Source organism: Stappia sp. (assembly GCF_040110915.1).
Taxonomy (GTDB): domain Bacteria; phylum Pseudomonadota; class Alphaproteobacteria; order Rhizobiales; family Stappiaceae; genus Stappia.
The window spans coordinates 4,363,879-4,387,397 of the sequence record NZ_CP157793.1; the positions used below are offsets into that span (position 1 = coordinate 4,363,879).

The 23,519-nt window shown below is 69.6% G+C and carries 17 protein-coding genes and 1 tRNA gene; 12 read left to right on the top strand and 6 right to left on the bottom strand.

The window, feature by feature from the left end; genetic code table 11:
* Positions 1–2: 2 nt before the first annotated feature.
* From tsaE to ABL312_RS19575, 8 genes are all read left to right on the top strand, one after another.
* Entirely contained in the window at positions 3–1,598 is a 1,596-nt protein-coding gene (gene tsaE / locus ABL312_RS19540) for a tRNA (adenosine(37)-N6)-threonylcarbamoyltransferase complex ATPase subunit type 1 TsaE (RefSeq protein WP_349359067.1), read from the top strand.
* On the top strand, positions 1,595–2,362 hold the full coding sequence (locus tag ABL312_RS19545) for a nucleotidyltransferase family protein (RefSeq protein WP_374730157.1): 768 nt from the start codon (positions 1,595–1,597) through the stop codon (positions 2,360–2,362). The genes tsaE and ABL312_RS19545 overlap by 4 nt, the downstream gene beginning before the upstream one ends.
* Positions 2,363–2,497: 135 nt before the next feature.
* The gene (gene addB / locus ABL312_RS19550) at positions 2,498–5,686 is read left to right on the top strand and encodes a double-strand break repair protein AddB (RefSeq protein ID WP_349359068.1); all 3,189 of its coding nucleotides are present in this window, start codon (positions 2,498–2,500) and stop codon (positions 5,684–5,686) included.
* Positions 5,683–9,255, top strand: a complete 3,573-nt coding sequence (gene addA, locus ABL312_RS19555) for a double-strand break repair helicase AddA (RefSeq protein WP_349359069.1) — start codon at positions 5,683–5,685, stop codon at positions 9,253–9,255. Before addB ends, addA begins: the two co-directional genes overlap by 4 nt.
* Before the next feature lie 129 nt (positions 9,256–9,384).
* Positions 9,385–9,705, top strand: coding sequence for a thioredoxin (gene trxA / locus ABL312_RS19560; RefSeq protein ID WP_349359070.1), 321 nt, complete (start codon positions 9,385–9,387; stop codon positions 9,703–9,705).
* Positions 9,706–9,991: 286 nt separating this feature from the next.
* Positions 9,992–10,651 (top strand): nucleotide exchange factor GrpE, encoded by a 660-nt coding sequence (grpE, locus tag ABL312_RS19565; protein WP_349361472.1) that lies wholly within the window; start codon positions 9,992–9,994, stop codon positions 10,649–10,651.
* A gap of 122 nt (positions 10,652–10,773) precedes the next feature.
* Positions 10,774–11,409 carry a trimeric intracellular cation channel family protein gene (locus tag ABL312_RS19570; RefSeq protein ID WP_349359071.1) on the top strand — a complete coding sequence of 212 codons (636 nt, stop codon included), beginning with the start codon at positions 10,774–10,776 and terminating at the stop codon, positions 11,407–11,409.
* A 105-nt stretch (positions 11,410–11,514) separates the two neighbouring features.
* Complete coding sequence (locus ABL312_RS19575; RefSeq protein ID WP_349359072.1) at positions 11,515–11,910, top strand: VOC family protein; 396 nt, start codon at positions 11,515–11,517, stop codon at positions 11,908–11,910.
* 66 nt (positions 11,911–11,976) lie between these two features.
* Here the strand turns inward: ABL312_RS19575 and ABL312_RS19580 are convergent, their stop codons facing one another.
* From ABL312_RS19580 to sppA, 3 genes are all read right to left on the bottom strand, one after another.
* Positions 11,977–12,336 (bottom strand): LapA family protein, encoded by a 360-nt coding sequence (locus ABL312_RS19580; RefSeq protein ID WP_349359073.1) that lies wholly within the window; start codon positions 12,334–12,336, stop codon positions 11,977–11,979.
* Between the two features lie 181 nt (positions 12,337–12,517).
* Positions 12,518–12,814, bottom strand: coding sequence for an integration host factor subunit beta (locus tag ABL312_RS19585; RefSeq protein ID WP_349359074.1), 297 nt, complete (start codon positions 12,812–12,814; stop codon positions 12,518–12,520).
* Positions 12,811–13,815 carry a signal peptide peptidase SppA gene (gene sppA / locus ABL312_RS19590; RefSeq protein ID WP_349359075.1) on the bottom strand — a complete coding sequence of 335 codons (1,005 nt, stop codon included), beginning with the start codon at positions 13,813–13,815 and terminating at the stop codon, positions 12,811–12,813. The genes ABL312_RS19585 and sppA overlap by 4 nt, the downstream gene beginning before the upstream one ends.
* A gap of 204 nt (positions 13,816–14,019) precedes the next feature.
* On the opposite strand from sppA, the gene panB reads away from it, so the two are divergent.
* On the top strand, positions 14,020–14,829 hold the full coding sequence (panB, locus tag ABL312_RS19595) for a 3-methyl-2-oxobutanoate hydroxymethyltransferase (RefSeq protein ID WP_349359076.1): 810 nt from the start codon (positions 14,020–14,022) through the stop codon (positions 14,827–14,829).
* 145 nt (positions 14,830–14,974) lie between these two features.
* Here panB and rpsA read toward each other — a convergent pair whose 3' ends face one another.
* The 3 genes from rpsA to aroA form a co-directional block, all read right to left on the bottom strand.
* Positions 14,975–16,693, bottom strand: a complete 1,719-nt coding sequence (rpsA, locus tag ABL312_RS19600) for a 30S ribosomal protein S1 (protein ID WP_349359077.1) — start codon at positions 16,691–16,693, stop codon at positions 14,975–14,977.
* Positions 16,694–17,015: 322 nt separating this feature from the next.
* On the bottom strand, positions 17,016–17,642 hold the full coding sequence (gene cmk, locus ABL312_RS19605; RefSeq protein WP_349359078.1) for a (d)CMP kinase: 627 nt from the start codon (positions 17,640–17,642) through the stop codon (positions 17,016–17,018).
* Positions 17,639–18,994, bottom strand: coding sequence for a 3-phosphoshikimate 1-carboxyvinyltransferase (aroA, locus tag ABL312_RS19610; protein WP_349359079.1), 1,356 nt, complete (start codon positions 18,992–18,994; stop codon positions 17,639–17,641). Before aroA ends, cmk begins: the two co-directional genes overlap by 4 nt.
* Before the next feature lie 121 nt (positions 18,995–19,115).
* Between aroA and ABL312_RS19615 the strand changes: the two genes are divergently transcribed.
* From ABL312_RS19615 to hsdR, 3 genes are all read left to right on the top strand, one after another.
* Positions 19,116–19,577, top strand: coding sequence for a TIGR02300 family protein (locus tag ABL312_RS19615; protein ID WP_349359080.1), 462 nt, complete (start codon positions 19,116–19,118; stop codon positions 19,575–19,577).
* 213 nt (positions 19,578–19,790) lie between these two features.
* Positions 19,791–19,866: transfer RNA gene (locus tag ABL312_RS19620), tRNA-Ala, on the top strand.
* 205 nt (positions 19,867–20,071) lie between these two features.
* Positions 20,072–23,488 (top strand): type I restriction-modification system endonuclease, encoded by a 3,417-nt coding sequence (gene hsdR / locus ABL312_RS19625; RefSeq protein ID WP_349359081.1) that lies wholly within the window; start codon positions 20,072–20,074, stop codon positions 23,486–23,488.
* Positions 23,489–23,519: the final 31 nt, after the last annotated feature.

Consider the following 23,519-nt stretch of genomic DNA (forward strand, 5'->3'; position numbering starts at 1 on the left):
TCATGAGCGAGGATCCCGCGCCGACCCCTGCCCGATCCGAACCGGCTGACGACCTTCTCCTCACCGTGGTCTGCGCCACGCCGGAGGAGACGGCGCGTCTCGCCGAGGACGTGGCGATGATCCTCGCACCCGGCGATTGCCTCTGCCTCGACGGGGATCTGGGGGCCGGCAAGTCGACCTTCGCGCGCGCCGCGATCCGCGCGCTCGCCGATGACGCCACGCTCGAGGTTCCAAGCCCCACCTTCACCCTGGTCCAGTCCTATCCGCTGCCCCGCTTCGAGGTCGCCCATCTCGATCTCTACCGGCTCGAGGAGCCGGAAGAACTCGACGAACTGGGTCTCGACGAGGCGCTGGAACGCGGCGCGGCGCTGGTCGAATGGCCGGAGCGCGGCGCGGGACGCCTGCCGGCCGACGCGCTGACGGTCCGCTTTTCCGCTGACGACGGTCCGGACAGCCGCCGGCTTGTATTTCACGGGTCGCAGGCGTTCTGGATCGCGCGTCTGGCGCGCACACGCGCGATCCGCGCGCTGCTGGAGGCGGCCGGCTTCGCCACGGCAACCCGGCGCTATCTGCAGGGCGACGCCTCGCCGCGCGCCTATGAGACGATCCGGCACGCCGCGAGGCGGGCGATCCTGATGAACGCCCCCGTCCTCGACCTGCCGCCGAGCGATGCGGGAGACACCGAAAGCTACGCCGAAAAGGTCCATCTGGCCCGCGATCTCGTGCCCGTGGTCGCCGTCGGGGCGGCGCTGCTCGCGGCTGGCTTCTGCGCGCCCGAAACCTTCGCCGCCGACTGTCCGGCCGGGCTGCTGCTGCAGGAGGATCTCGGGCAGGGCAGCTTTCTCGACGACGGCGCGCCGGTCGCGGAGCGCTATCTCGCGGCCGTCGACCTGCTGGTCGACCTGCAGGCGCGGCGGATCGGCCCCGTGCTGGAGGTTCCGGCGTCCTGTGGCGGCGGAATCTACCGGGTGCCCGCGTTCGATCCGCGCGCGATGCTGGCCGAGGCCGAGTTGTTCCTCGATTGGTATCTTCCCCAGGTGGATGCCGCACCCGACGCGGTGGCGCGCGTTGCGTTCCGCCGGCTCTGGCAGCCGCTGCTGGAGGCGGTGGGGGAGGCCGAGCCCGTTCTCGTCCTGCGCGATTACCATTCGCCCAACCTGATCTGGCGTGAGGAGCGGAGCGGACACGACCGGCTCGGCCTCGTCGACTATCAGGACGCGGTGATGGGCTCGCCCGCCTATGATCTCGCCTCGCTTGCCATGGATGCGCGCGTCGACGTGCCGCGCGATCTGGAAGCCCGGCTCGTGGCGCGCTATCTGGAGCGGTGTCGCGCCGTCGACCCCGCGGTCGACGTCGCGCGGTTTCAGCGTGACTATGCGATCATGGCCGCGCAGCGGGCGAGCAAAGTGCTCGGTGTCTTCGTCCGTCTCGCGCGGCGGGATGGGAAGCCGGCTTATCTCACCCATCTGCCGCGTGTGCATGACTATCTGATGCGCGCTCTGGCGCATCCGGCACTTGACGACCTGAGGGTCTGGCTCGACGCCGCCGGGGCGCTGGCGCCGCCGGCGGCCCGGGACGGGAAGGAACACGGTACATGAGCGAGGGAACGGTGGTTTCGGTGACGCAGGACGCAGCGGCGCAGACGGGCCCACGTGTCGCCATGGTGCTGGCCGCCGGCATGGGCAAGCGCATGCGCCCGCTCACCGCGACAACGCCGAAACCGCTCATCTCGGTCGCGGGCCGCGCGTTGATCGACCGGGCCTTCGACAAGCTCGCCGCCGCGCGCGTCGAGACCTGCGTCGTCAACGTGCATTACCTCGCCGATCTGGTGGACGTGCATGTGCGTCGCCGGCCCGGCCCGCCGCAGGCGGTCGTCTCGGACGAGCGCGCCGAACTGCTCGACACCGGCGGGGGCATCGCCCGGGCCCTGCCCTTGCTGGGGGAGGCACCCTTCTACCTGCTCAATTCCGACAGCACCTGGATCGAGGGCGTGACCCCGAACCTGGAGCATCTGGCGCGCGCCTGGGACGACAGCCGCATGGACGCGATGCTGCTTCTGTCGGAATACGCCTATTCGGTCGGTTACGACGGGCGCGGCGATTTCCTGATGGACCCGCAGGGTCGGCTGACCCGGCGGCCGGAACGCGCCGTCGTGCCCTTCGCCTATGCCGGCGCGGCGATCCTGCATCCGCGGCTCTTCGCGGACGCGCCGGCGGGCGCCTTCTCGCTCAACCGCCTCTTCGACGTGGCGATCGAGCGGGGAACGCTCTACGGTGTGCAGATGGAAGGCCTGTGGTTGCACGTCGGCACGCCCGAGGCGATCGAGGCGGCCGAACGCGCGATCCGCGACAGCGCGGCCTGAAGCGCGCCCGGCCCCGACGACATCGAGTGCCGGCGGGGCCCACGCCGAAGGACCGGCCGCCGAAAACGCGATTGCCGGCGGCAGGCCTGCCGAAAGACTGTTTTTGAAAGAAATTCTGTCTTCAGGACCTTGTGAATGCCCGCCCGTGCCGCGCCCGATATCGTGACCATCCCGCCCTCGGCGCCGTTTCTCGAAACGCTGGTGGACGAGATCGTCTCGGGTCGTCTGGTGCCGGGGCTCGATCTCGTCGCCGATCCGCTGGCGCTGGCCGATGTCACGCTCTACCTGCCGACCCGCCGCGCGGCGCGCGCCTTGCCCGCGCTCTTTCAGGCGCGGCTCGACCGCGCGGCCGTGCTGCTGCCGTCGATCCGCGCGCTGGGCGATGTCGACGAGGACGCCCAGCAACTGGGAGCCGCGCGCGAGGTCGCCGGCCTGCCGCCGGCGCTGCCCGACATGCACCGCAAGCTCGCCATGACGCGGCTCGTGCAGGCCTGGGAAGGGGCGTTGCGGCGCGAGGTGCTGGAGCTTGGCGCGGAGGCCGTGCTGCGCACGCCGGCGTCCGCCGCCGACGCGGCCTGGCTCGCCGGCGATCTGATCGCGCTGATGGACGAGATGGAGACGGAGGAGATCTCCTGGGCGGGGCTGACCGATCTCGTACCGGAGGACCATGCCCGCTACTGGCAGATTACGCTGGATTTCCTCAAGATCGCGATGAGCCACTGGCCCGAGCATCTGGCCGCGCAAAACGCCATGGACCCCAAGGCGCGCCGCTCCGCGCTCATCCGCCGCGAGGCGGAGCGCCTGCGCACGACGCGTCCGCGCGGGCCGGTCATCGTCGCGGGCGCCACCGGCTCGGTGCCCGCCACCGCCGATCTGCTGGCCGCCGTCGCCGGGCTCGATCGGGGCACCATCGTGCTGCCCGGCTTCGACGCGACGTTGGACCCGCGCTCCTGGACCGAGATCCTGGGAACGCCCGAGACGCCCGGCACGCCGAGCCATCCGCAATACGGCATGGCCCGGCTCGTCCAGGGCCTCGGCGTGCGCCGCGACGAGATTGCCGCACTCGCGCCGGTCGGCGGGCCGCACGCCCTGCGCGACCGGATCGTCGCGGAAGCGCTGCGGCCCGCGCAAACGACAGACCGATGGCCTGAGATCCGGCGCGGGCTCGACCCGCGCGCTCTTCAGGAGGCCTTCGCCGAGGTAGATCTTCTGGTCGCCCGCAACGAGGCGGAGGAGGCGCTGACGGCGGCCGTCATTCTGCGCAAGGCGGTGGCGGAGGGACAGACGGCGGCCCTGGTCACGCCCGACCGGACGCTTGCGCGCCGGGTGATCGTGGAACTGACGCGCTGGGGCATTCAGGCCGACGACAGCGCCGGACGGCCGCTCGACCAGACCGCGCCCGGCGTTCTGGCGCGGCTTGCCGCCCGGCTTTCGCTCGACGGGCTGGAGCCGGTGGCGCTGCTCGCCCTCTTGAAGCACCCGCTGACCCGTCTTGGCTTGCCGGCAAAGGATGTCCGCGCCAGTGCCCGCGTGCTGGAGCGGGCGGTGCTGCGCGGCCCGCGTCCCCAGACCGGCACGCGCGGCCTGAAGGACGCCGTGATGGCGGCGCGGGATCTGGCGGTCGCGACGCCGGAGCATCGCGCCCCGCGCTGGAAGCGCGTGCACGCCCCCGACTGGGAGCCGCTGCTCGATCTCGTCGACCGGCTGGCCGAGGCGCTGGCGCCGCTCGAAGGCTTTGCCGGCGAGGCGGGGGCCAGCGCTGCACAGGCCGGCGATGGGAAGGACAGCGAACCGGTTCCCGTCGTGGATCTGGTGGCTGCCCATGAGGAGGTGCTGCGGCGTCTTGCCCGCGACGAGACCGGCGGGCATGACGAGCTTTACGCCGGCGAGGCCGGCGAGGGGCTGGCGCAGGCCTTCGCCGACATGCTCGACGGCCGCGACGCCGGGCTTGCCGTGCCGGCCCGTGACTGGCCGGATGTGTTTCTGGCGCTCGTGTCCGGGCTGAATGTGCGCCGGCGTCTTCCCGGCGATCCGCGCATCGCCATTCTCGGTCCCATGGAAGCCCGGCTGCAGCCGTTCGATCTCGTGGTGCTGGGCGCGCTCAACGAGGGCACCTGGCCGCAGCGCACGCGCAACGACCCCTGGCTCAACCGGCCGATGAAGCACGGCATCGGGCTCGATCCGCCGGAGCGGCGCATCGGCGCGGCGGCGCATGATTTCCAGCAGGCGCTGGGCGCGCGGCGCGTGGTGCTGTCGCGGGCCGAGCGGGCCGATGGCGCGCCGACCGTGCCCTCGCGCTGGCTGCTGCGGCTGACCACGCTGCTCGGCGACGGTGCCGAGAGCCCGGTTGCCGCGATGCGCGCGCGCGGGGACGGCTGGCGAGACCTCGCCGCCCGGCTCGACCGGCCGGACGGCCCCGTCCGCCCTGCCGCCCGCCCGGCGCCCGCCCCGCCGGTCGCGGCCCGGCCCGCGCGGCTGTCGGTCACCGAGGTCGAAACGCTGATCCGCGATCCTTACGCGATCTATGCCCGCAAGGTGCTGGGGCTTGATCCCGTGGATCCGATCGGCGGCGATCCGGGCGCGGCTGAAAAGGGCACGCTGATTCACGACATTCTCGCCGACTTCCTGAGCGGCTGGACGGGACCCTTCGACGCGACAGCGGAAGCGCATCTGCTCGATCTCGGCCGGGCGCGTTTCGCGGCCTTCGAGGCCTTTCCGGCCGTGCGCGCCATCTGGTGGCTGCGCTTCACGCGCATCGCGCGGGCCTTCGTGCGTCACGAGGCGGAGGGGGCCGAAACCGTTGCCGGCCGGCATCTGGAAATCCCCGGCGCGCTGGATCTCGATCTTGCGCCGGGGCGGACCGTGACCCTGAGCGCCCGCGCCGACCGCATCGACCGCACCCGCGACGGCACGCTTTCGGTGATCGACTACAAGACGGGTCAGGCGCCGAGCCTTGCCCAGGTCTCCGCCCTGCTCGCCCCGCAGCTGCCGCTGGAAGCCGCGATGATCGCCGAGGGTGCCTTCGCCGACGTCGAGGCGACGCTGCCGGTCACCGATCTCGTCTATCTGCGCCTGACCGGCGGGCGCGTGCCGCTGGAGGTCGCCCGGCGCAACCCGAAGGAGGCCGCCGTGGCCGAGCTTGCGGCGGAAGCGCTGCTGCGCACAAAACGGCTCTTTGCCGGCTATGAAGATCCGGCGACCGGCTATCTCTCCCGCGCCCGCGTCCTGATGGAGCAGGAGGTGAGCGGGGCGTACGATCATCTGGCCCGGGTGCGCGAATGGGCGCTCGCGAGCGAACCCGGCGCGGGAGGAGACGGCGCATGAGCGGCTTCGAGATCCCCGCCGCCACACGGGCGCGTCAGGCCGAGGCCGCCGATCCGGAGCGCTCCGCCTGGGTGAGCGCCAATGCCGGCTCGGGCAAGACTTTCGTGCTGGCGCGACGGGTGATCCGTCTGCTGCTCGCCGGCACGCCGCCCTCGCGCATTCTGTGTCTGACCTTCACCAAGGCGGCGGCCGCCGAGATGCAGACCCGCGTCTTCGAGACGCTCGGCACCTGGACCGGCTACGACGACGCGCGCCTGTCGGAGGAAGTCGCCGGCATCGAGGGCAAGGCGCCGGACGCGGAAAGGCTGGCGCGCGCGCGCCATCTCTTCGCGACCGCGCTTGAAACGCCGGGCGGACTGAAGATCCAGACCATCCACGCCTTTTGCGAGGCGCTGCTCCATCAGTTTCCGCTGGAGGCGAATGTCGCCGGCCATTTCGCCGTGCTGGACGATCGCCAGTCGGCGGATCTTCTGGCGTCCGCGCGTACGCAGGTTCTGACCCGGGCGGAAGCCGCGCCCGACAGTCCGCTCGGCCGGGCGCTTGTTTTTCTCATCGCGGAGATGCCGGACAGCAAGGTCGAGGCGGTGCTCGGCGAGCTGGTCGCCGCCCGCGACACGCTGCGCCGCTGGCTGCAGGAGGCCGGCCCCGTCGACCGGGCGATTGCGGAACTCTTCCGGCTCTTCGGGCTCGGCCCCGGCGAGACGCGCGCCGCGCTCGATACGCAAATGGCCGAGGCGGCGCTGATCGCGCCAAGTGAGATCTCCGCCGTGGCCGACGCGCTCGACACCGGCGGCAAGACCGACCAGACCCGGGCCGGGCACCTGCGTGCGGCCGGCGCGGCCCTGCGCCGCGACGATGCGGAGGGCTTTCGCGAGGCCTGGCAGCGGGCGTTCCTGACCAAGGACCTGAAGCCGGCAAAGGTGCTTGCCACCAAGGCCGTCGCGACCGCGCATCCGCAGATCGTGGAGCGGCTTGTCGCCGAGCAGGCGCGGCTCGTCGCGCTCAACGACAAGCGCCGCGCGGCCTACACGCTGGAAGGCACGGCCGCCGCGCTGCGGCTCGCCGATGCCATGCTGCAGGCCTATGAGCGCGAAAAGACGCGGCGCGGGCTGATGGATTTCGAGGATCTCATCGTGCGCACCGCCGCACTGCTGTCGCGCGTCGATGCCGCCCTTTGGGTGCAATACAAGCTCGATCGGGGGCTCGATCACATCCTGGTGGACGAGGCGCAGGACACGAGCCCGCACCAGTGGCAGGTGATCCGCGCGCTCGCCGAGGAGTTCTTCGCCGGCGCCTCGGCCAATCCGCGCACCCGCACGCTGTTCGCGGTCGGCGACGAGAAACAGTCGATCTATTCGTTTCAGGGCGCGGTGCCGGCCTATTTCGCCGAGATGCGCCGCTTCTTCGAGACTCGCGCGCGCGACGCGGCCTCGCCCTTCTCGCGGGTCGATCTGACGCTCTCCTTCCGCTCGCGTCCCGACGTGCTGTCGGCGGTGGACGCGGTGTTCGCCGACCCGGCCGTCCACAAGGGGCTCGCGCAGGAGCCGGCGCCGCCGGTGCACGAGGCGATCCGGCGCAACGAGCCGGGCTACGTGGAGATCTGGCCGCCGGAGGAGGCGGCCAGCGTCGAGATCCCCGACGACTGGCGCGCGCCCATCGACCGGCTGTCGGCGGACAGCCCGATGATCCGCCTTGCCGAGCGCATCGCGCAGACCGTGCGCGCCTGGGAGACGCGCGGCGAGGCCGATCCGGGCGACGTTCTGGTTCTGGTGCGCAAGCGCGGCCCCTTCGTCGACGCGCTGACCCGGGCGCTGAAGCTCGCCGGCGTGCCGGTCGCCGGCAGCGACCGGCTGATCCTCAACGAGCATATCGCGGTCGAGGATCTCATCGCGCTCGGCCGCTTCCTGCTGTTGCCGGAAGACGATCTGTCGCTGGCCGCCGTTCTCAAGAGCCCGCTGTTCGGCTGCGACGACGACGATCTCTTCGCCCTCGCCCGCCCCGACGGCGAGCGCCTGCGCCCCGGAACGCTCTGGCAGGCGCTGGTCAAGGCGGCTACCGAGACGCCGGCCTGGGAGCGGGTGCGGGCGCGCATCGAGAGCTGGCGGGCGCGGGCGGACTTCATGCCGCCTTTCGAGTTCTACGGCCGCCTGCTCGGGGCCGACGGCGGACGGCTGGCGTTTCGCACCCGCCTGGGCAGCGAGGTCGACGATGTGCTCGACGAGTTCCTGGCCCTCACGATCGCCTTCGAGCAGACCGGCACGCCGGGGCTTGAGGGGTTTCTGGCCTGGTTCACGGCCGCGCCGACCCAAGTGAAACGCGAGTTGAACGCCGCGCGCGGGGTCGTGCGGATCATGACCGTGCATGGCGCCAAGGGGCTGGAGGCGCCGCTGGTCATTCTGGTCGATGGCGGGGCGGCGCCGGTCGTTGCGCAGCACGATCCGGATTTTCTGAAAGCGCCCCGCGGCGGCGATCCCGGCGCGCCGCCGGCGCTCGTCTGGCTGCCGTCGAAGGAGGGACGCACACCCTGGCACGAGGCGGCGCTGGGCGACTTGCGCGGCGCGGCGGAAGAGGAATATCGCCGGCTGCTCTATGTCGCCATGACTCGGGCCCGCGACCGCCTGGTCGTCTGCGGCTGGGCGCCGCGCAAGGGGCAGCACGAGGCCTGCTGGCAGGCGCTGATCGCCGCCGGGCTCGATCCCACCGCGCGCGATGGCGAGACGGCGACCGGCGCGCCCTGCCGCGTGTGGCAGGCGGACGGCAAGGTGACCGCGCCGCCGCTGCTGGGCCGGCGGGCCGCGCCGGCCGGTGAGGGGGCGCAGGAGACCGGGGCGACCGAAACAGCGGAAGGCGATCCGGACTGGCTCATCACGCCCGCCGATCCGCCGGCCCGCGCGCCGCGTCTTCAGCCGTCCGCCGCCTTCGAGGAGATGGAAACGAAGGAGGGGCCGCAACCCGTTGCCGCCGGAGATGCGCTCGGGGATGCGCTGGCGCGCGCCCGCGACGCGGCCTCGGCCGCGCTGGAGCGCGGCCGGCTGATGCACCGTCTGCTGGAACTGCTGCCCGACCTTCCCCCCGAGGACCGGCGCGCCGCGGCCGTGCGGTTTCTCTCCGGCCAGGTCGGCTCCGGGGAAGATGGCGGCGCCGACGATCTTGCCGCCGAGGCCATCGCCGTTCTGGAGGATCCGCGCTTCGCGCAGGTGTTCACGGGCCGCGCCCGCACCGAGGTGCCCGTGGTCGGGCGGCTGACGCTGGACGACGGGCGCGCGGTCGAGGTGTCCGGGCAGGTCGACCGGCTCTGCGTGACCGACACCGATGTGCTGATCGTGGATTTCAAGACGGACCGGGTGGTGCCGGAAAGCGTGAAGGACATCGGCGCGGCCTATGTCACGCAGCTCGCCGTCTATCGCGCGCTGCTGGGCGAGATCTATCCGCATCATGCGGTGCGCGCCGCGCTGCTCTACACCTCCGCCCCCTGGCTGGCCGAACTCCCGCAGGCGCGGCTGGAGGAGGCCCTGGCGCGCTTGCGCGCGCAAGGCGATGCGGTCGCCTTGCGACGATCGCTTGCTTGACGCAAGCGGGGCGGCTTCTTACCTTCGGCGCAACGAAACGACGTGCCCGCCTGCGGTGTCGCAGGCCGCCTCGGCCGTCGTGGTCCGGCTTGACCTTGGAATCCGGCTTGACCTTGGAAAGGGTAGAACATGGCCACCGCAGTCGTAACTGATGAATCCTTCGAAAACGACGTCCTGAAGGCCGCCGGCCCGGTCGTCGTCGACTTCTGGGCGGAATGGTGCGGCCCGTGCAAGATGATCGCGCCGGCGCTCGAGGAACTGTCGAACGAGATGGACGGCGAGGTCACGATCGCCAAGCTCAACATCGACGAGAACCAGAACATCGCCATGAAATACGGCGTGCGGTCGATCCCGACGCTGATCATGTTCAAGGACGGCGAGCCCGTCTCCACGCAGATCGGCGCCGCGCCGAAGAACAAGCTCGCCGACTGGATCAAGACGGCGTCCTGACGCCTTCCCGTCGCCCGCCCCGCGCGGGCGACGGAGCCGCCACGTGACCGACGCCTCGCGCTTCGCATCGGGCGCGGGGCCGCCTGCATGGACAAGCCCGACGTGCCGGGCGGCCCGCCCGGGCGCGGTCCCGATCCGATTACTGGGCCCGCGCTCGGGTGTCGACTTCCGGGCCGTGGTCTTCGGGGCCGGCGTTCCGCGGTGGGCGCGGGTCATGCCGGTCGCACCGTGGAAACGGCGCAGCGATGCCTGCACAACAGCCTTCGGACCTAATTTCGGAACCAAGATGAACGACAGCAACGAGACATCCACCCCGAAGCCCGAGGACGCCGCCGCCGAGGCCGCGGACGCCCGCGCCGACGACGCGGCCGCGGAACAGCCGGCGGAGGCCGATGCCGAGCTCGATCCGGTCGAGGCGCTGCGCGCCGAAAACCAGGAAATGAAGGATCGCGTGCTGCGCACCATGGCGGAGATGGAAAACCTCCGCCGCCGCACCGAGAAGGAAATCAAGGACAGCCGGCAGTATTCGGTCGCAAATTTCGCGCGCGACATGCTGAACGTCGGCGACAATCTGCGCCGGGCGCTGGACGCGATTTCCGACGACGCCCGCGCCGCCGCCGACGAGACGATGCGCGCCCTGATCGAAGGCGTGGAGATGACCGAGCGCGAGATGCTCAAGCAGCTCGAGAAGCACGGCGTCACCCGGCTCGACCCGGCCGGCGAGCGCTTCGACCCGAACTACCATCAGGCGATGTTCGAGGTCCCCAATCCCGACGTGCCGAGCAACACGGTGGTGCAGGTCGTGCAGGCCGGCTATGTGATCGGCGATCGCGTGCTGCGCCCGGCCATGGTCGGCGTGGCCAAGGGCGGGCCGAAGGAGCGCAAGCCCGATGACGGCGGCGAGGCCGGCGCGACACCGGGCGCGACGGTCGACAAGACCGCCTGAGGCGGCGGCGCGAGCCCCAGCCTCGCAGCGACAGGACAGGCGCGGCGCCGGGTTCGGGCGCCGCGTTTTGCGTTTCGGCCACGCTCGGAGCTGACGGGCTGAGGGCGACAGGTGAGGGCCCCATGGGGGACATTCTTCAGATCCTCGACTTTCTGGGCGTCGCCGTCTTCGCCGTGACCGGGGCGCTGGTCGCCTCGCGCCTGCGGCTCGACTTCCTGGCCTTCGTGTTCTTCGCGGTCTTCACCGGCGTGGGCGGGGGCACCCTGCGCGACCTGGTCCTCGGCGCGCCGGTCTTCTGGGTGGAGGACCAGACCTATCTGCTCGTGTGCCTGGCCATCGGCGCCGCGCTCTGGCTCGGCGCCGGGCTTGTGGAGCGCATCGACAAGCCGGTGCGCTGGGCGGATGCCATGGGGGTTGCCGCCTATTCGGTGATGGGGGCGGCCAAGACCCTGTCGCTGGCCCATCCGCCGCTGGTCGCGGTGCTGATGGGGGTCGCGACCGCGACCTTCGGCGGCATCATCCGCGACACCATCGCCGGCCAGCCCTCCGCGCTGCTCAAGCCGGAAATCTATCTGACTGCCGCCTTTGCCGGGGCAGGCGGCTATGTCGCCCTGTCCGTGGCCGGCGTGCCCGACTGGCCGGCGGCGGCCGCCGGCGTGGCGCTCGCGCTTGTCCTGCGCGGCGGGGCCATCGTGAAGGGCTGGTGCCTGCCGCCCTATCGGCCGCCGGACGAGACGCGGCCCGACGATCCCGCGTGAGCCCGCCCAAGCGGGCCGCGCGTCCGGCATGGTCCGGATGGGGGCGGGGGCCGGCAGGGTGTAGGCTTGATGCCCCTGCAGCCACCATCCCGGGAGGAGATGCACATGCCGGTGCCGCACGGTGTCTTTTACTGGAACGAGTTGATGACCCGCGATCCGGACGGGGCCAAGGCCTTCTACGAGGGTGCGCTCGGCTGGACCTTCGAAGGGATGCCGGATCCCGAGGGCGGAACCTACTGGCTCGCGATGTGCGCCGGCGTCGACCGGCCCGTGTGCGGCATCTTCACGATGTCCGGGCCGAAGTTCGACGGCGTGACGGATCACTGGATGCCCTATATCGCCGTCGACGACGTCGATGCGCGCTCTCAGGCCGCGGTGGAACACGGCGCGACGCTGCTGCAGCCGCCCTTCGATGTGCCGGGGATCGGGCGGATCGCCGTGCTGAAGGAGCCCGGCGGGGCCGTGGTCGGCTGGATGACGCCGGTCGACCAGGAGATGTGACCGGATACCCCGGCGGGATCTCAGGGGTGCGCGGCGCCAGGGTGCGCGGCGTCAGGGTGCGCGGTATCAGGCCGCCGAGCGGGACTTGTCGGACGGGGCGGGAAGCTGCGGGCCCTTGGGCGCCGGTTCCTGAACGGCCTTGAGCCGGTCGGCCTCCCTGTGCCACTGGTCGGCCTCGCGCCGCTTCACGCGGGCTTCCTTGCGCCATTTGCCCTGTCCCGCCCAGGAGGCGACGCCGCCGATGAAGACGCCGAAGGCGACGGCGGCGAAGAGGAACCAGAACAGCGGCGCCTCGACCGAAACCGCCGGATCGACGCGCGAGAAAGGGTCCAGCGACAAGGTCACCGTGTGACGGTTCGCCACCGCCAGCGCGATCAGCACGATGGCGATCGGGATCAGCACAAGGTTTTTCAGGAAGCGGGTCACGCGACTGTCTCCACGGTGTGCGTCGTTTCGGGTCCGGTGCCGGGAATGCGGGATCCGGGCCGGGGCTGGCGCCCGTCGGGCACTGCGGCATCTGCGGCATGGCACGTCCCAGCTCGGGACACCTCTTCTCCAGCAGCCTCTCTCTAGAGGCGGCGGTGTGTCCTGAGGGCGTCCCGGGCGGTCACTCGCCGACGTCGTCGCCGTCGTTCAGCCGCTCGCGCATTTCCTTGCCGGTCTTGAAGAAGGGAACGTATTTTTCCTCCACCTCGACCTTCTGGCCCGTGCGCGGATTGCGTCCGGTCCGCGCCGGGCGGTTCTTCACCGAGAAGGCACCGAAGCCGCGCAGCTCGACACGGTTTCCCTCGCAAAGGGCGTTGGTGATCTCGTCGAGAATGGCATTGACGATATTTTCGACGTCCCGCTGGTAGAGATGCGGATTTTGCTCGGCAATCCGCTGCACCAGTTCCGACTTGATCATTCCTGCCCCCCAGAGCCGTTGCTCCCGTCCGCCGCTGTCTGAGCGTGCCAAACGGATACGAGACCGTCAAGCGTAACCCCTTCCGGCACAAGTGCCTTCGCGCCGCCGAGGCCGGCGGCAAGGGCGTCGGCGAAGCCGGCACCCGCCGCCCGGGCCAGCCGCGCGCCGAAGGGCAGCTCGTCCAGATCCCGGCTCGGCGCCCAGGTGACCAGCGGCAGGTCGGCGGAGATCTGATGCGTCTCGGCAAGCCAGGCGCGGGCCTCCGCCTGCCCGCCGATCGCATCGACGAGACCGAGGGCCTGGGCCCGTTCGCCGGAGTAGATCCCGCCCTGCGTGACCGTGCGCAGGGTCTCGGGGTCGATCCCGCGCCGCGTGCCGACCAGCTCCACGAACCAGTCGTAGCTGTCGTCGATCACCGCCTGAAGATTGTCGCGGGCGGCGTCCGGGGTTTGCGAAAAGAAGTTCGGCTCCGCCTTCAGCGGCCCGGAGCGCACCACGTCGACCTCGACGCCGAGCGTGTCGAGCAGGCCCTTGATGTTGCCGTACTGGATGTAGACGCCGATGGCGCCGGTGAGCGAGGTCCGCCGGGCGACGATGTGATCGGCGGCGATGGCGGTCATGTAGCCCGCCGAGGCGCCGAGCGTGCCGATTGTGGCCACCACCGGCTTTTCGTCGGCCAGATCGCGCAGCGCCTGATAGAGCGCCTCGCCGCCGACGGTCGATCCGCCGGGCGAGTCGATGTCGAGCAGGACGGCGCGCACGTTGCGGTTCTCGGTCAGCGACTTCAGCAGCGCCAGACGGTCGCGGTCGTCGACGATGACGCCGCTGATATCCACCCGCGCGACATGGGCGGCGCGCTTGGAGAAGGAGCCGAACCCGCCGCTCCATGCCAGAGCGCCGATCACCGCGGCGATTGCGACGACGAAGGCGGCGACCCGCCAGAAGGTCACCTTGCGGCGCAGACGACGGCGGTCGACGATGGCGTCGGCATCTAGGGACATGAACGCTCTGCCTTTTGCTGGTGGCACCGGGCCTATCGCTACATGCACGCGGCGGCGTTGAAAAGCCCCGATCCACCGTATCGGGGTCGCGTGCGGGTGCGGCCGCGCGTCCCGGTCGTTGATTATCCGGGAATTCTCTGCCACTGAACGGTCACGTTGCGCTGCAGCACGCGCTGGGCGCGAAACAGGGGAGGACACACCGACATGCCGCCGATCACGCTGGCCACGCTCGATGCACGCAAGGCCAAGGGCCGCCGCTTCGCAATGATCACCGCCTATGACGCGGGCTTCGCCGCGCTGATGGGCCCGGCCGGGGTCGCCACCGTTCTCGTCGGCGACAGTCTCGGCATGGTTGTGCAGGGGCGCACGGCAACGGTGGCCGTCACCCTCGACGACATGGCCTATCACACGGAGTGCGTGGCGCGGGGGATCGCCGCCGGCGAGGGGCCGGCGCCGCTGATCGTCGCCGATCTTCCGCTCGGGACGTATTTCTCGTCCGACGAGGCGGCGCGCAGCGCGGCGCGTCTGGTTGCCGCCGGGGCCAATGTGGTCAAGCTGGAAGGCGGCGCGTGGCTTGCCGACACGGTGGCCTTTCTGAGCGCGCGCGGGCTGCCCGTCTGCGCCCATCTCGGCCTGACCCCGCAGACCGTCGACATGCTCGGCGGCTACAAGGTGCAGGGCAAGTCGGAAGAGGGTGCGCGCCGGCTGCGCGAGGAGGCCACCCTGCTGGAACAGGCCGGCGCGCGGCTGCTGCTTCTGGAGTGCGTGCCGAACGCCGTCGGCCAGGCGGTGACGCAGGCCGCGAAGGTGCCGGTGATCGGCATCGGCGCGGGACCCGCGACGGACGGGCAGGTGCTCGTGCTGCACGACATGCTGGGCGTGAGCCGGGGGCGGACCGCCCGCTTCGTCAAGGACTACATGGCCGGCGCCGGTTCGGTCGAGGACGCCTTCCGCGCCTTCGCGGAGGAGGTCGAATCCGGCGCCTATCCGGCCGCCGAACACTGCTACGGCTGACGGCGCGCGCGACACCCGGACAGGATCCGCCGAAGCGTGACACCAACAAAAAAAGCCCCGGTCGCGCGACCGGGGCTTTTTCGTTTGGCAATCCGAGCAGAGACGCCAGGCGCGGGCCGGCGGGTGCCGGCCCGTGCTGTGCGGCTTAGCTGTCGGTCTCGTCGCCTTCGCGGGCCTTGAGCGCGGCACCGAGAATGTCGCCGAGCGAGGCGCCGGAGTCCGACGATCCGTACTGCGCCACGGCTTCCTTCTCCTCGGCGATTTCCAGCGCCTTGATGGAGACCGACACGCGGCGGGTCTTCTTGTCGAACTGGGTGACGCGGGCGTCGAACTTGTCGCCGACCGAGAACCGCTCGGGGCGCTGCTCGCCGCGGTCACGGGCCAGATCGGCACGACGCACGAAGGTGGTGATGTCGGAATCGGAGATCTTGGCTTCCAGACCGCCGTCCTTCACTTCCGTCACTTCGCAGGTCACGACCGCGCCCTTGCGCAGCTCGCCGGCGGCCGCCGTGTCGAACGGATCGCCGCCCAGCTGCTTGATGCCGAGCGAGATGCGCTCCTTGTCCATGTCGACGTCGAGCACGACGGCGCGAACCATGTCGCCCTTCTTGTACTCCTCGATGACCTGCTCGCCCGGACGGTTCCAGTCCAGATCCGACAGGTGCACCATGCCGTCGACATCGCCGTCGAGACCGATGAACAGACCGAACTCGGTCTTGTTCTTGACCTCGCCCTCGACCTCGGTCCCGGACGGGTACTTCTCGGCGAAGGCCTCCCACGGGTTCTGAAGCGTCTGCTTCAGGCCGAGCGAGATGCGGCGCTTGACCGGATCCACCTCGAGGATCATCACTTCCACTTCCTGCGAGGTGGAGACGATCTTGCCCGGATGCACGTTCTTCTTGGTCCAGGACATCTCGGAGACGTGGATCAGACCCTCGATGCCCGGCTCCAGCTCCACGAAGGCGCCGTAGTCGGTGATGTTGGTCACGCGGCCGGTGAACTTGGCGTCGACCGGATACTTGGCCTCGATGCCGTCCCACGGATCGGCCTCGAGCTGCTTCATGCCGAGCGAGATCCGGTGCGTTTCCTGGTTCACGCGGATGATCTGGACCTTGACGGTCTGACCGATGGCGAGAACCTCGCTGGGATGGTTGATGCGACGCCACGCGATGTCGGTGACGTGCAGCAGACCGTCGATGCCGCCGAGGTCGACGAACGCACCGTAGTCGGTGATGTTCTTGACCACGCCTTCCATGACCTGGCCTTCCTCGAGGCTCTGGACCAGCTCCGAACGCTGTTCGGCGCGGGTTTCCTCGAGGACGACACGGCGCGACACGACGATGTTGCCGCGGCGCTTGTCCATCTTCAGGATCTGGAACGGCTGCGGCGTGTGCATCAGCGGCTGCACGTCGCGCACCGGGCGGATGTCGACCTGGCTGCGCGGCAGGAAGGCCACGGCGCCGTCGAGATCGACGGTGAAGCCGCCCTTGACCTGGTTGAAGATGTGGCCGGTGACCTTCTCGTTCGCCTCGAAGGCGACTTCCAGCCGGATCCAGCTCTCTTCGCGACGCGCCTTGTCGCGCGACAGCACGGCCTCGCCGAGCGCGTTCTCCACGCGCTCAAGGTAGACCTCGACGTCGTCGCCGACACCGATGCTGGCGTCTTCGCCGTCGCCGCCCTTGGCGCCGAATTCCTTGAGCGGAACGCGACCTTCGACCTTCAGGCCGACGTCGATGACCGCGAGATCCTTTTCGATCGCAATGACCTTGCCGGTGACCACGGAGCCTTCCTGAAGCTCGTGCTCCTCGAAGCTCTGCTCCAGAAGAGCGGCAAATTCATCGCGCGTAGGGTTCAAACTGTTCATGAAAGCTCCTGGCAGCCAAATCTGGCTCGTCGCCGGCGGGTTCGTGTTGTCGATCGGTCACTGCGGCGATCCGGCATCCGGCTGCTAGAGCGGGGATGCGATCGCGGGGAGCGGCTGGTCGCCGGCCCCCTGCGAGCCGGCGAAGCGGACATCGCAGAACCTGGATTTGAAACGTCCGCGTTTGCGATTGGGATCGAAACGCGTGCGGTTCGCGTTCAGACGGCACCGTCGGGCGCCAATCCACGACCGCCCCTCGCAGGTGCGGTCACGTCACGGGCGCGGTTCGGCTCGAAACGGAAAAACCGCCGGCCGCATGCCCGCGTCAGTCTGCGCGCACGCCGTCGACGATATCCACAGCCGCCTTGAACGCCGTTTCTATATCCATTTCCGACGTATCGAGCAAGTGTGCATCGTCGGCGGGCTTGAGCGGGGCGACGTCGCGTCCCGCGTCGCGCGCGTCGCGCCGCCTGAGGTCGTCGAGCACCTTGTCGTAGGCGGCCTCACCGCCCTTCGACTGCAATTCCGCCGTGCGCCGGCGCGCCCGCACTTCCGGGCTCGCCGTGCAGAAGAGTTTCACGGTCGCATCCGGACAGACCACCGTGCCGATGTCGCGCCCGTCGAGCACGGCGCCCGGCGGTTGCTCCGCGAAGCGTTTCTGCAGGGCGACGAGCTCGCGGCGCAGCCCCGGCAGCACCGCGATGCGCGAGGCCGCCTCGCCGATTTCATGCGCCGAGAGCACGTCGCGATCGAGGCGCGTGAGGTCGAGATTGCGGGCGGTGGCGATGGCGACCGCCTCGTCGCCGAGCGGCAGGCCGCGCGCAAGAAGCGCCGCGGCGACGGCGCGATAGGTCAGGCCGGTGTCCAGATGCCGCAGCCCGAAATGGGCGGCGAGCCGGCGGGCGAGCGTGCCCTTGCCCGAGGCGGCCGGGCCGTCGATTGCGATGATCATGCCGCCGTCTCCTCGCAGGCACGCAGGTCGCCGCCCAGGTCGGCGAACATCTCCAGAAATCCGGGGAAACTCGTGGCGATGACGCCGGCGTCGTCGACGGTGACCGGCGCATCGGCCGCCAGGCCCAGCACGAGGAAACTCATGGCGATGCGATGATCGAGGTGTGTGGCGACCGTGCCGCCGCCGATCCGCCCGTTTCGGCCCGTGACCGCGAGCGTGCTCGGCCCCTCCTCGCAGGCGACGCCGTTGGCGGCAAGCCCGGCCGCGACCGCCGCCAGGCGGTCGGATTCCTTGACCCGCAGCTCCTCCAGCCCCTCCATCACCGTCGTGCCTTCGGCGAAGGCGGCGGCCATGGCCAGGACGGGATATTCGTCGATCATCGAGGGCGCGCGATCCGCCGGGACCGTGACGCCGGTCAGGCGCGAGTGGCGCACGCGCACGTCGCCGATGCGCTCGCCGCCGGTCTCGCGGATGTTCTCGATGGTCAGATCGGCGCCCATTTCCTCAAGCGTCGTCAGAAGACCCGTGCGGTGCGGGTTGAGCAGCACGTTGGAGACCGTGATGTCGGAGCCCGGCGTGATCAGGCCGGCGACGATTGGAAAGGCGGCCGACGAGGGGTCGCCGGGCACGGTCACCTCCTGCGGCGTCAGCTCCGCCGGTCCGGTGAGCGTGATGCGCCGGACCCCGTCCGCGTCGGTCTCGACCGTGATGTCGGCGCCGAAGCCGGCCAGCATCCGCTCGGTGTGGTCGCGCGTGGGGACCGGTTCGATCACCGTCGTCTGTCCCGGCGCGTTGAGCCCCGCGAGCAGCACCGCCGACTTCACCTGCGCGGAAGGGACGGGCACGCGATAGGTGATCGGGGCGGGCGTGTCCGCGCCGCGAATGGACAGCGGCAGGCGGTCGCCGCTGCGCGCCACCACCTGGGCGCCCATGTCCCTCAGCGGTGCCAGCACGCGCCCCATCGGCCGGCCGGAGAGCGAGGCGTCGCCCACGAAGGTTGCCGTGATCGGGTGGCTGCCGGCGAGCCCGAGCGCCAGCCGCACGCCGGTTCCGGCATTGCCGTAGTCGATCACGCCCTCCGGCTCCAGAAGCGAGCCGACGCCGACCCCGTCGATGACCCAGGTGCCGTCGTCGTGCCGGTCCAGGCTTGCACCGAAGGCCCGCATGGCGGCGGCGGTGTTGAGCACATCCTCCGATTCCAGCAGGCCGGAGACGCGGCTCGTTCCCACGGCGAGCGCGCCGAGCATCAGCGCGCGATGGGAGATCGACTTGTCGCCGGGCACGCGGATGCGCCCGCTCAGCGCGCCCGAGGCGCGGGCTGTGTAGGGGGTGGCAGAGGCGGGGTGAGACATGTTTGGATTGGACCCTTCGACGGCGGGTGTTGCATCGACTGTCCTATCATGCTGCAAACGATCCGTCACCGGGCCCGTCGGAGCGCCAGAAAGCGTTTGACGACGCAGGCGGGATTAGGCTTTGACAGACGCGCGGGCAGTCTTTATGCGAACGCCCGATCTGCAAGAAACAAGGGTTCGAACCGTGGCAAAACCCGAACTTGGCACGAAGCGGCTGTGCGGTGGATGCGGCTCCAAATTCTATGACCTGAACCGCGATCCGATCACCTGTCCGAAATGCGGAACGGTCTTCGTCGTGGCGCAGTCCGCGCGTCCGCAAAAGGCCGCGAAGGCTGCACCCGTCCCCGAGGCGGAAGACGATGACGTCGAAACCGCCGAGGAGGGGGCCGAGATCGTCAGCCTCGAGGAAGCGGACGCGGAGACCCAGGGCGACCAGGACGCGTCGATCGACGACGACGATCTGGACAGCGACATCTCCAGCGACGACGGCGATGACGACGTGTTCATCGACGACGAAGACGACGAGGACAGCGACGTGCCCGGCATCGTGGTCGAGCGCGACGACGAGGACACCGACCGCTGAAAGCCGGAGCCCGCACGGTTGTCCACAGCCGGGTGGGGGAAAGTGACGGCGACGCGCGTCGGTCACGTTTTGGCTTGACTTGAAGGGCGGAACGCGTAATTTCCGCCCGCACCGGCCAAGGCGCTCCCAAACGCCAAACGGGCCGGCCGCCGCAGACGACGATCACGCTGCTCTCAAGGGGCCAGGATCGGACAAGCGGCGAAGACTGGAAACGGGGCCATAGCTCAGTTGGGAGAGCGCTTGAATGGCATTCAAGAGGTCAGGGGTTCGACTCCCCTTGGCTCCACCAGTTTCCTCCAAGATGCGAATACTAGAATATTTTCAGTAAGTTAGCCTTGACGGATCGTTCTCTGCGTACCCAGGATCGTACCCGGTCTGCGTACCCAGATCGCGGGAGCGAAGCCTGCGCGGCACGCGCCTGGCATCGAGTATGATTGCCATTACGCTGGAAAGCCCTTACGACTTCTGGTCGTTTTGATTTTCCGGTTTCTCGCATGGCTTCGACGAACTTCGACCATTTGAAGGATCTCAGCGTCGAGCTGCACCGCCTGGGTGTTCTCGCTGAGCGCTTCTTTGTCGAGGACGCCAACACGTCGCTTCTCAAGAGCCGGCAGTTCTCTGAGTTCATGGTCAAGGAGATCGCCGCGCTGTCGGGTGCCTATGACCCGGACGCTCGCGAAACCACGAACGACCTCCTTCGTCGACTGGTCACGCAACAGGTCATCCCGCGCGAGGTCGCCGATGTCTTTCATGCGCTCCGCCGGCGCGGCAACGAGGCGGCCCACGAGTTTGTCGGCTCTGCGTCGGACGCGCTCTCGGCGCTGAAGTTCTGTCGCACGCTCGGCGTCTGGTACCGGCGAACCTACGGGCGCGATCCGGATTTCAAGGCTGGCCCCTTCGTGCCGCCGGCGAGTCCCGATCAGGCCGATCAGGCGCTTCGCGACGAACTGGAGCAGTTGCGCCAGCGCGTCGTGGATGCGGAAGGCCGGCTTGCCGCCGCGCACGCCTCGGCTGAAGACCTTGCGAAGGCCAGGCAGGCGGCCGAGGAATTGGCCGAACAGGCCCGGGCGGAGAGCGCGATCTGGGAAGAGGCCGCGCTCGAAAACGAGGCGACACGGGCCGCGCTGGAGGAGCAACTCCGCGACCTGCAGGCGCGGGCGGAAGCGGAGCCGGAGCAGTCCAGGCTCGAGCGCAAGCAAGCCGCTCGTCAGGCGGCCGGCCGGATGGACCTCGACGAGGCCGACACCCGCCTCCTGATCGACGTCCAGCTGACCGACATGGGCTGGGAAGCGGACACCGAAACGCTGCGCCACGCGAAGGGCACGCGGCCGGAACAGGGGCGCAACCTCGCGATTGCCGAGTGGCCGACGGAAACCGGCCATGTCGACTATGCGTTGTTCGTCGGCCTGACCTGCGTCGGCGTCGTCGAGGCGAAGCGCGAATCCGTCGATGTGCCCGGCGTGTTGAAGCAGGCCGAACGCTATGCACAATCGATCCGGCTCGAGTCCAAGAGCCAGCCCGAGGGTGCTCCCTGGGCGGATGGGCTGGAAGACCCCTTCCGCGTGCCCTTCGCCTTCGCCACCAACGGGCGCCCCTTCGTGAAGCAATGGCTGACCCGCTCGGGCATCTGGTACCGCGATCTGCGCCGGCCGCAGAACCACGCGCAGGCGCTGCCGCAGTGGTTCGCGCCGCATGATCTCATGGCAAAGCTCGAGACGGACGTGGATGCGGCCGCCCAGGGTCTGGCCGATGAGGCCTTCGGCAAGGGTCGGCTTCGCCCCTATCAGGAGGAGGCCGTCACCAGTATCGAAGCGGCGGTCGAGGCCGGCAGCCGCGAGATCCTCGTCTCGATGGCGACCGGAACCGGCAAGACCCGCACCAGCATCGCCCTCATGTATCGGCTGCTGAAGCACAAGCGCTTCCGCCGCATCCTCTTTCTCGTCGACCGGACGGCGCTCGGCAAGCAGACCCAGGACGCGCTGGAGACGACCGAGCTCGAAGGCATGCTGAACTTCGCGCAGATCTACAAGGTCGCGGGGCTCGACCAGCGGCTGCCGGGACCGGACGATCAGGTGCAGGTGGCAACCGTCCAGTCGCTGATCGCCCGCATTCTCAACGAGCCCGATCCGGCCCAGCGCCCGACGCCCGGCATGTACGATTGCATCATTGTCGACGAGGCCCATCGCGGCTACACGCTCGACGCGGAACTGCGTGAAGGCGACATCGGCTTCCGCAATCTCGCCGATTACCAGTCCGCCTATCGGCAGGTGCTCGACTACTTCGACGCCGTGAAGATCGCGCTGACCGCGACCCCGGCGCTGCACACGCGCGAGATCTTCGGCCATCCGGTCTATCGCTACGGCTACCGGCAAGCCGTGGTCGAGGGCTATCTGATCGATCATCTGCCGCCGAAGCGCATCGTCACCGCCCTGTCGGAAGCGGGCATCCACTTCGAGGGCGGCGAGGAGGTCGAGATCATCGATCCGCGCAACGGCCAGATCGATCTCTTCAATCTGCCCGACGACGTGGACCTCGATTACGATCTCGCCACCTTCAACCGCCGGGTCTACACCGAGGCCTTCAACCGGGTGGTCTGCCAGGCGATCGCCGCCGAGATCCCGCCGGACAATCCCGGCAAGACGCTGATCTTCGCCGCCCGCGACAGCCACGCCGACGACGTGGTGCGGCTCCTGAAGGAGGCGCTCGCCGACGAATACGGCGCGGACGCGATCCCCGACGGCATGGTGCGGAAGATCACCGGCCAGGTCGACAACGCGCAGGATCTGATCCTCAAGTTCCGCAACGACGGACATCCGAAGTACGTCGTGACGGTCGACCTGCTGACGACTGGCGTCGATATCCCCTCGATCTGCAACCTCGTCTTCCTGCGCCGGGTGAAGAGTCGCATCCTCTATGAACAGATGATCGGCCGGGCGACGCGGCTTTGCCCGGAGATCGGCAAGGAGCATTTCCGCATCTTCGACGCGGTCGATCTCTACGCCGAACTGCAGGACATGACCGACATGCGCCCGGTCGTGGTGAAACCGACCATTTCTCTGGCCCAGCTGGTGGCCGATCTGGAGGCCGCGCCCAGCGACGAGGACCGCGACTGGGTGGCCGGCCAGGTGATCGTGCGGATGCGCAGCCTCGCCGGGCGGATGGAGGCGGAGGCCCGCGACGCCTTCGAGCGCCACACGGGATCGCCGCCCGAGCAGGCGATTCAGACGCTGTCCACCCGGACGGGCGCCGAGCTGAAGGACTGGCTCGACGCGCACCCCCGCGCCGTGGAACTGCTGGAGCGCTCCGCCGCCCCGCCCGCCGATCCGCGCTCCACCGGCATCGTCATCGCGCCGCATGAGGATGAACTCCTGCGCATCGAGGAGATCTTCGGCGAGGGTACGACGCCGGAGGACTACATCGAGGAGTTCGAGGCCTTCGTGCGCGACAACATGAACACGCTGCCGGCGCTTGTCGCGGTGACCCAGCGCCCGCGCGAGCTCACCCGCAAGGAGCTTGCCGAACTCGCCGGCCTGCTCGAGGATCAACATTTCTCCGAGCGCATGCTCCGCGCCGCCTATGGCAGGGCGCGAAACGCCGACATCGCCGCCCATATCATCGGCTTCGTGCGTCAGGCCGCGCTTGGCGATCCGCTCGTGCCCTATGCCGAGCGCGTGGAGGCGGCCGTCCGGCGGCTCGAGGCGACGCGCGACTGGACAGCGAAGCAGAAGGACTGGCTGCGCCGCATCGGCCGGGCGCTGAAGGAAAAGCCCGTGGCCGATCCCTCGCTCCTCGATCAGGGCGCCTTCGCCGACAAGGGCGGCTTCCGCCGCATCGCCCGGGAGTTCGACGGCAGGCTCGACGACGTGCTGAAGGATCTCAACGAAGCCATCTGGACCACGCCCGCCGCCTGAGCGAGGCTGCCGGTCGCGATTCGATAACCCA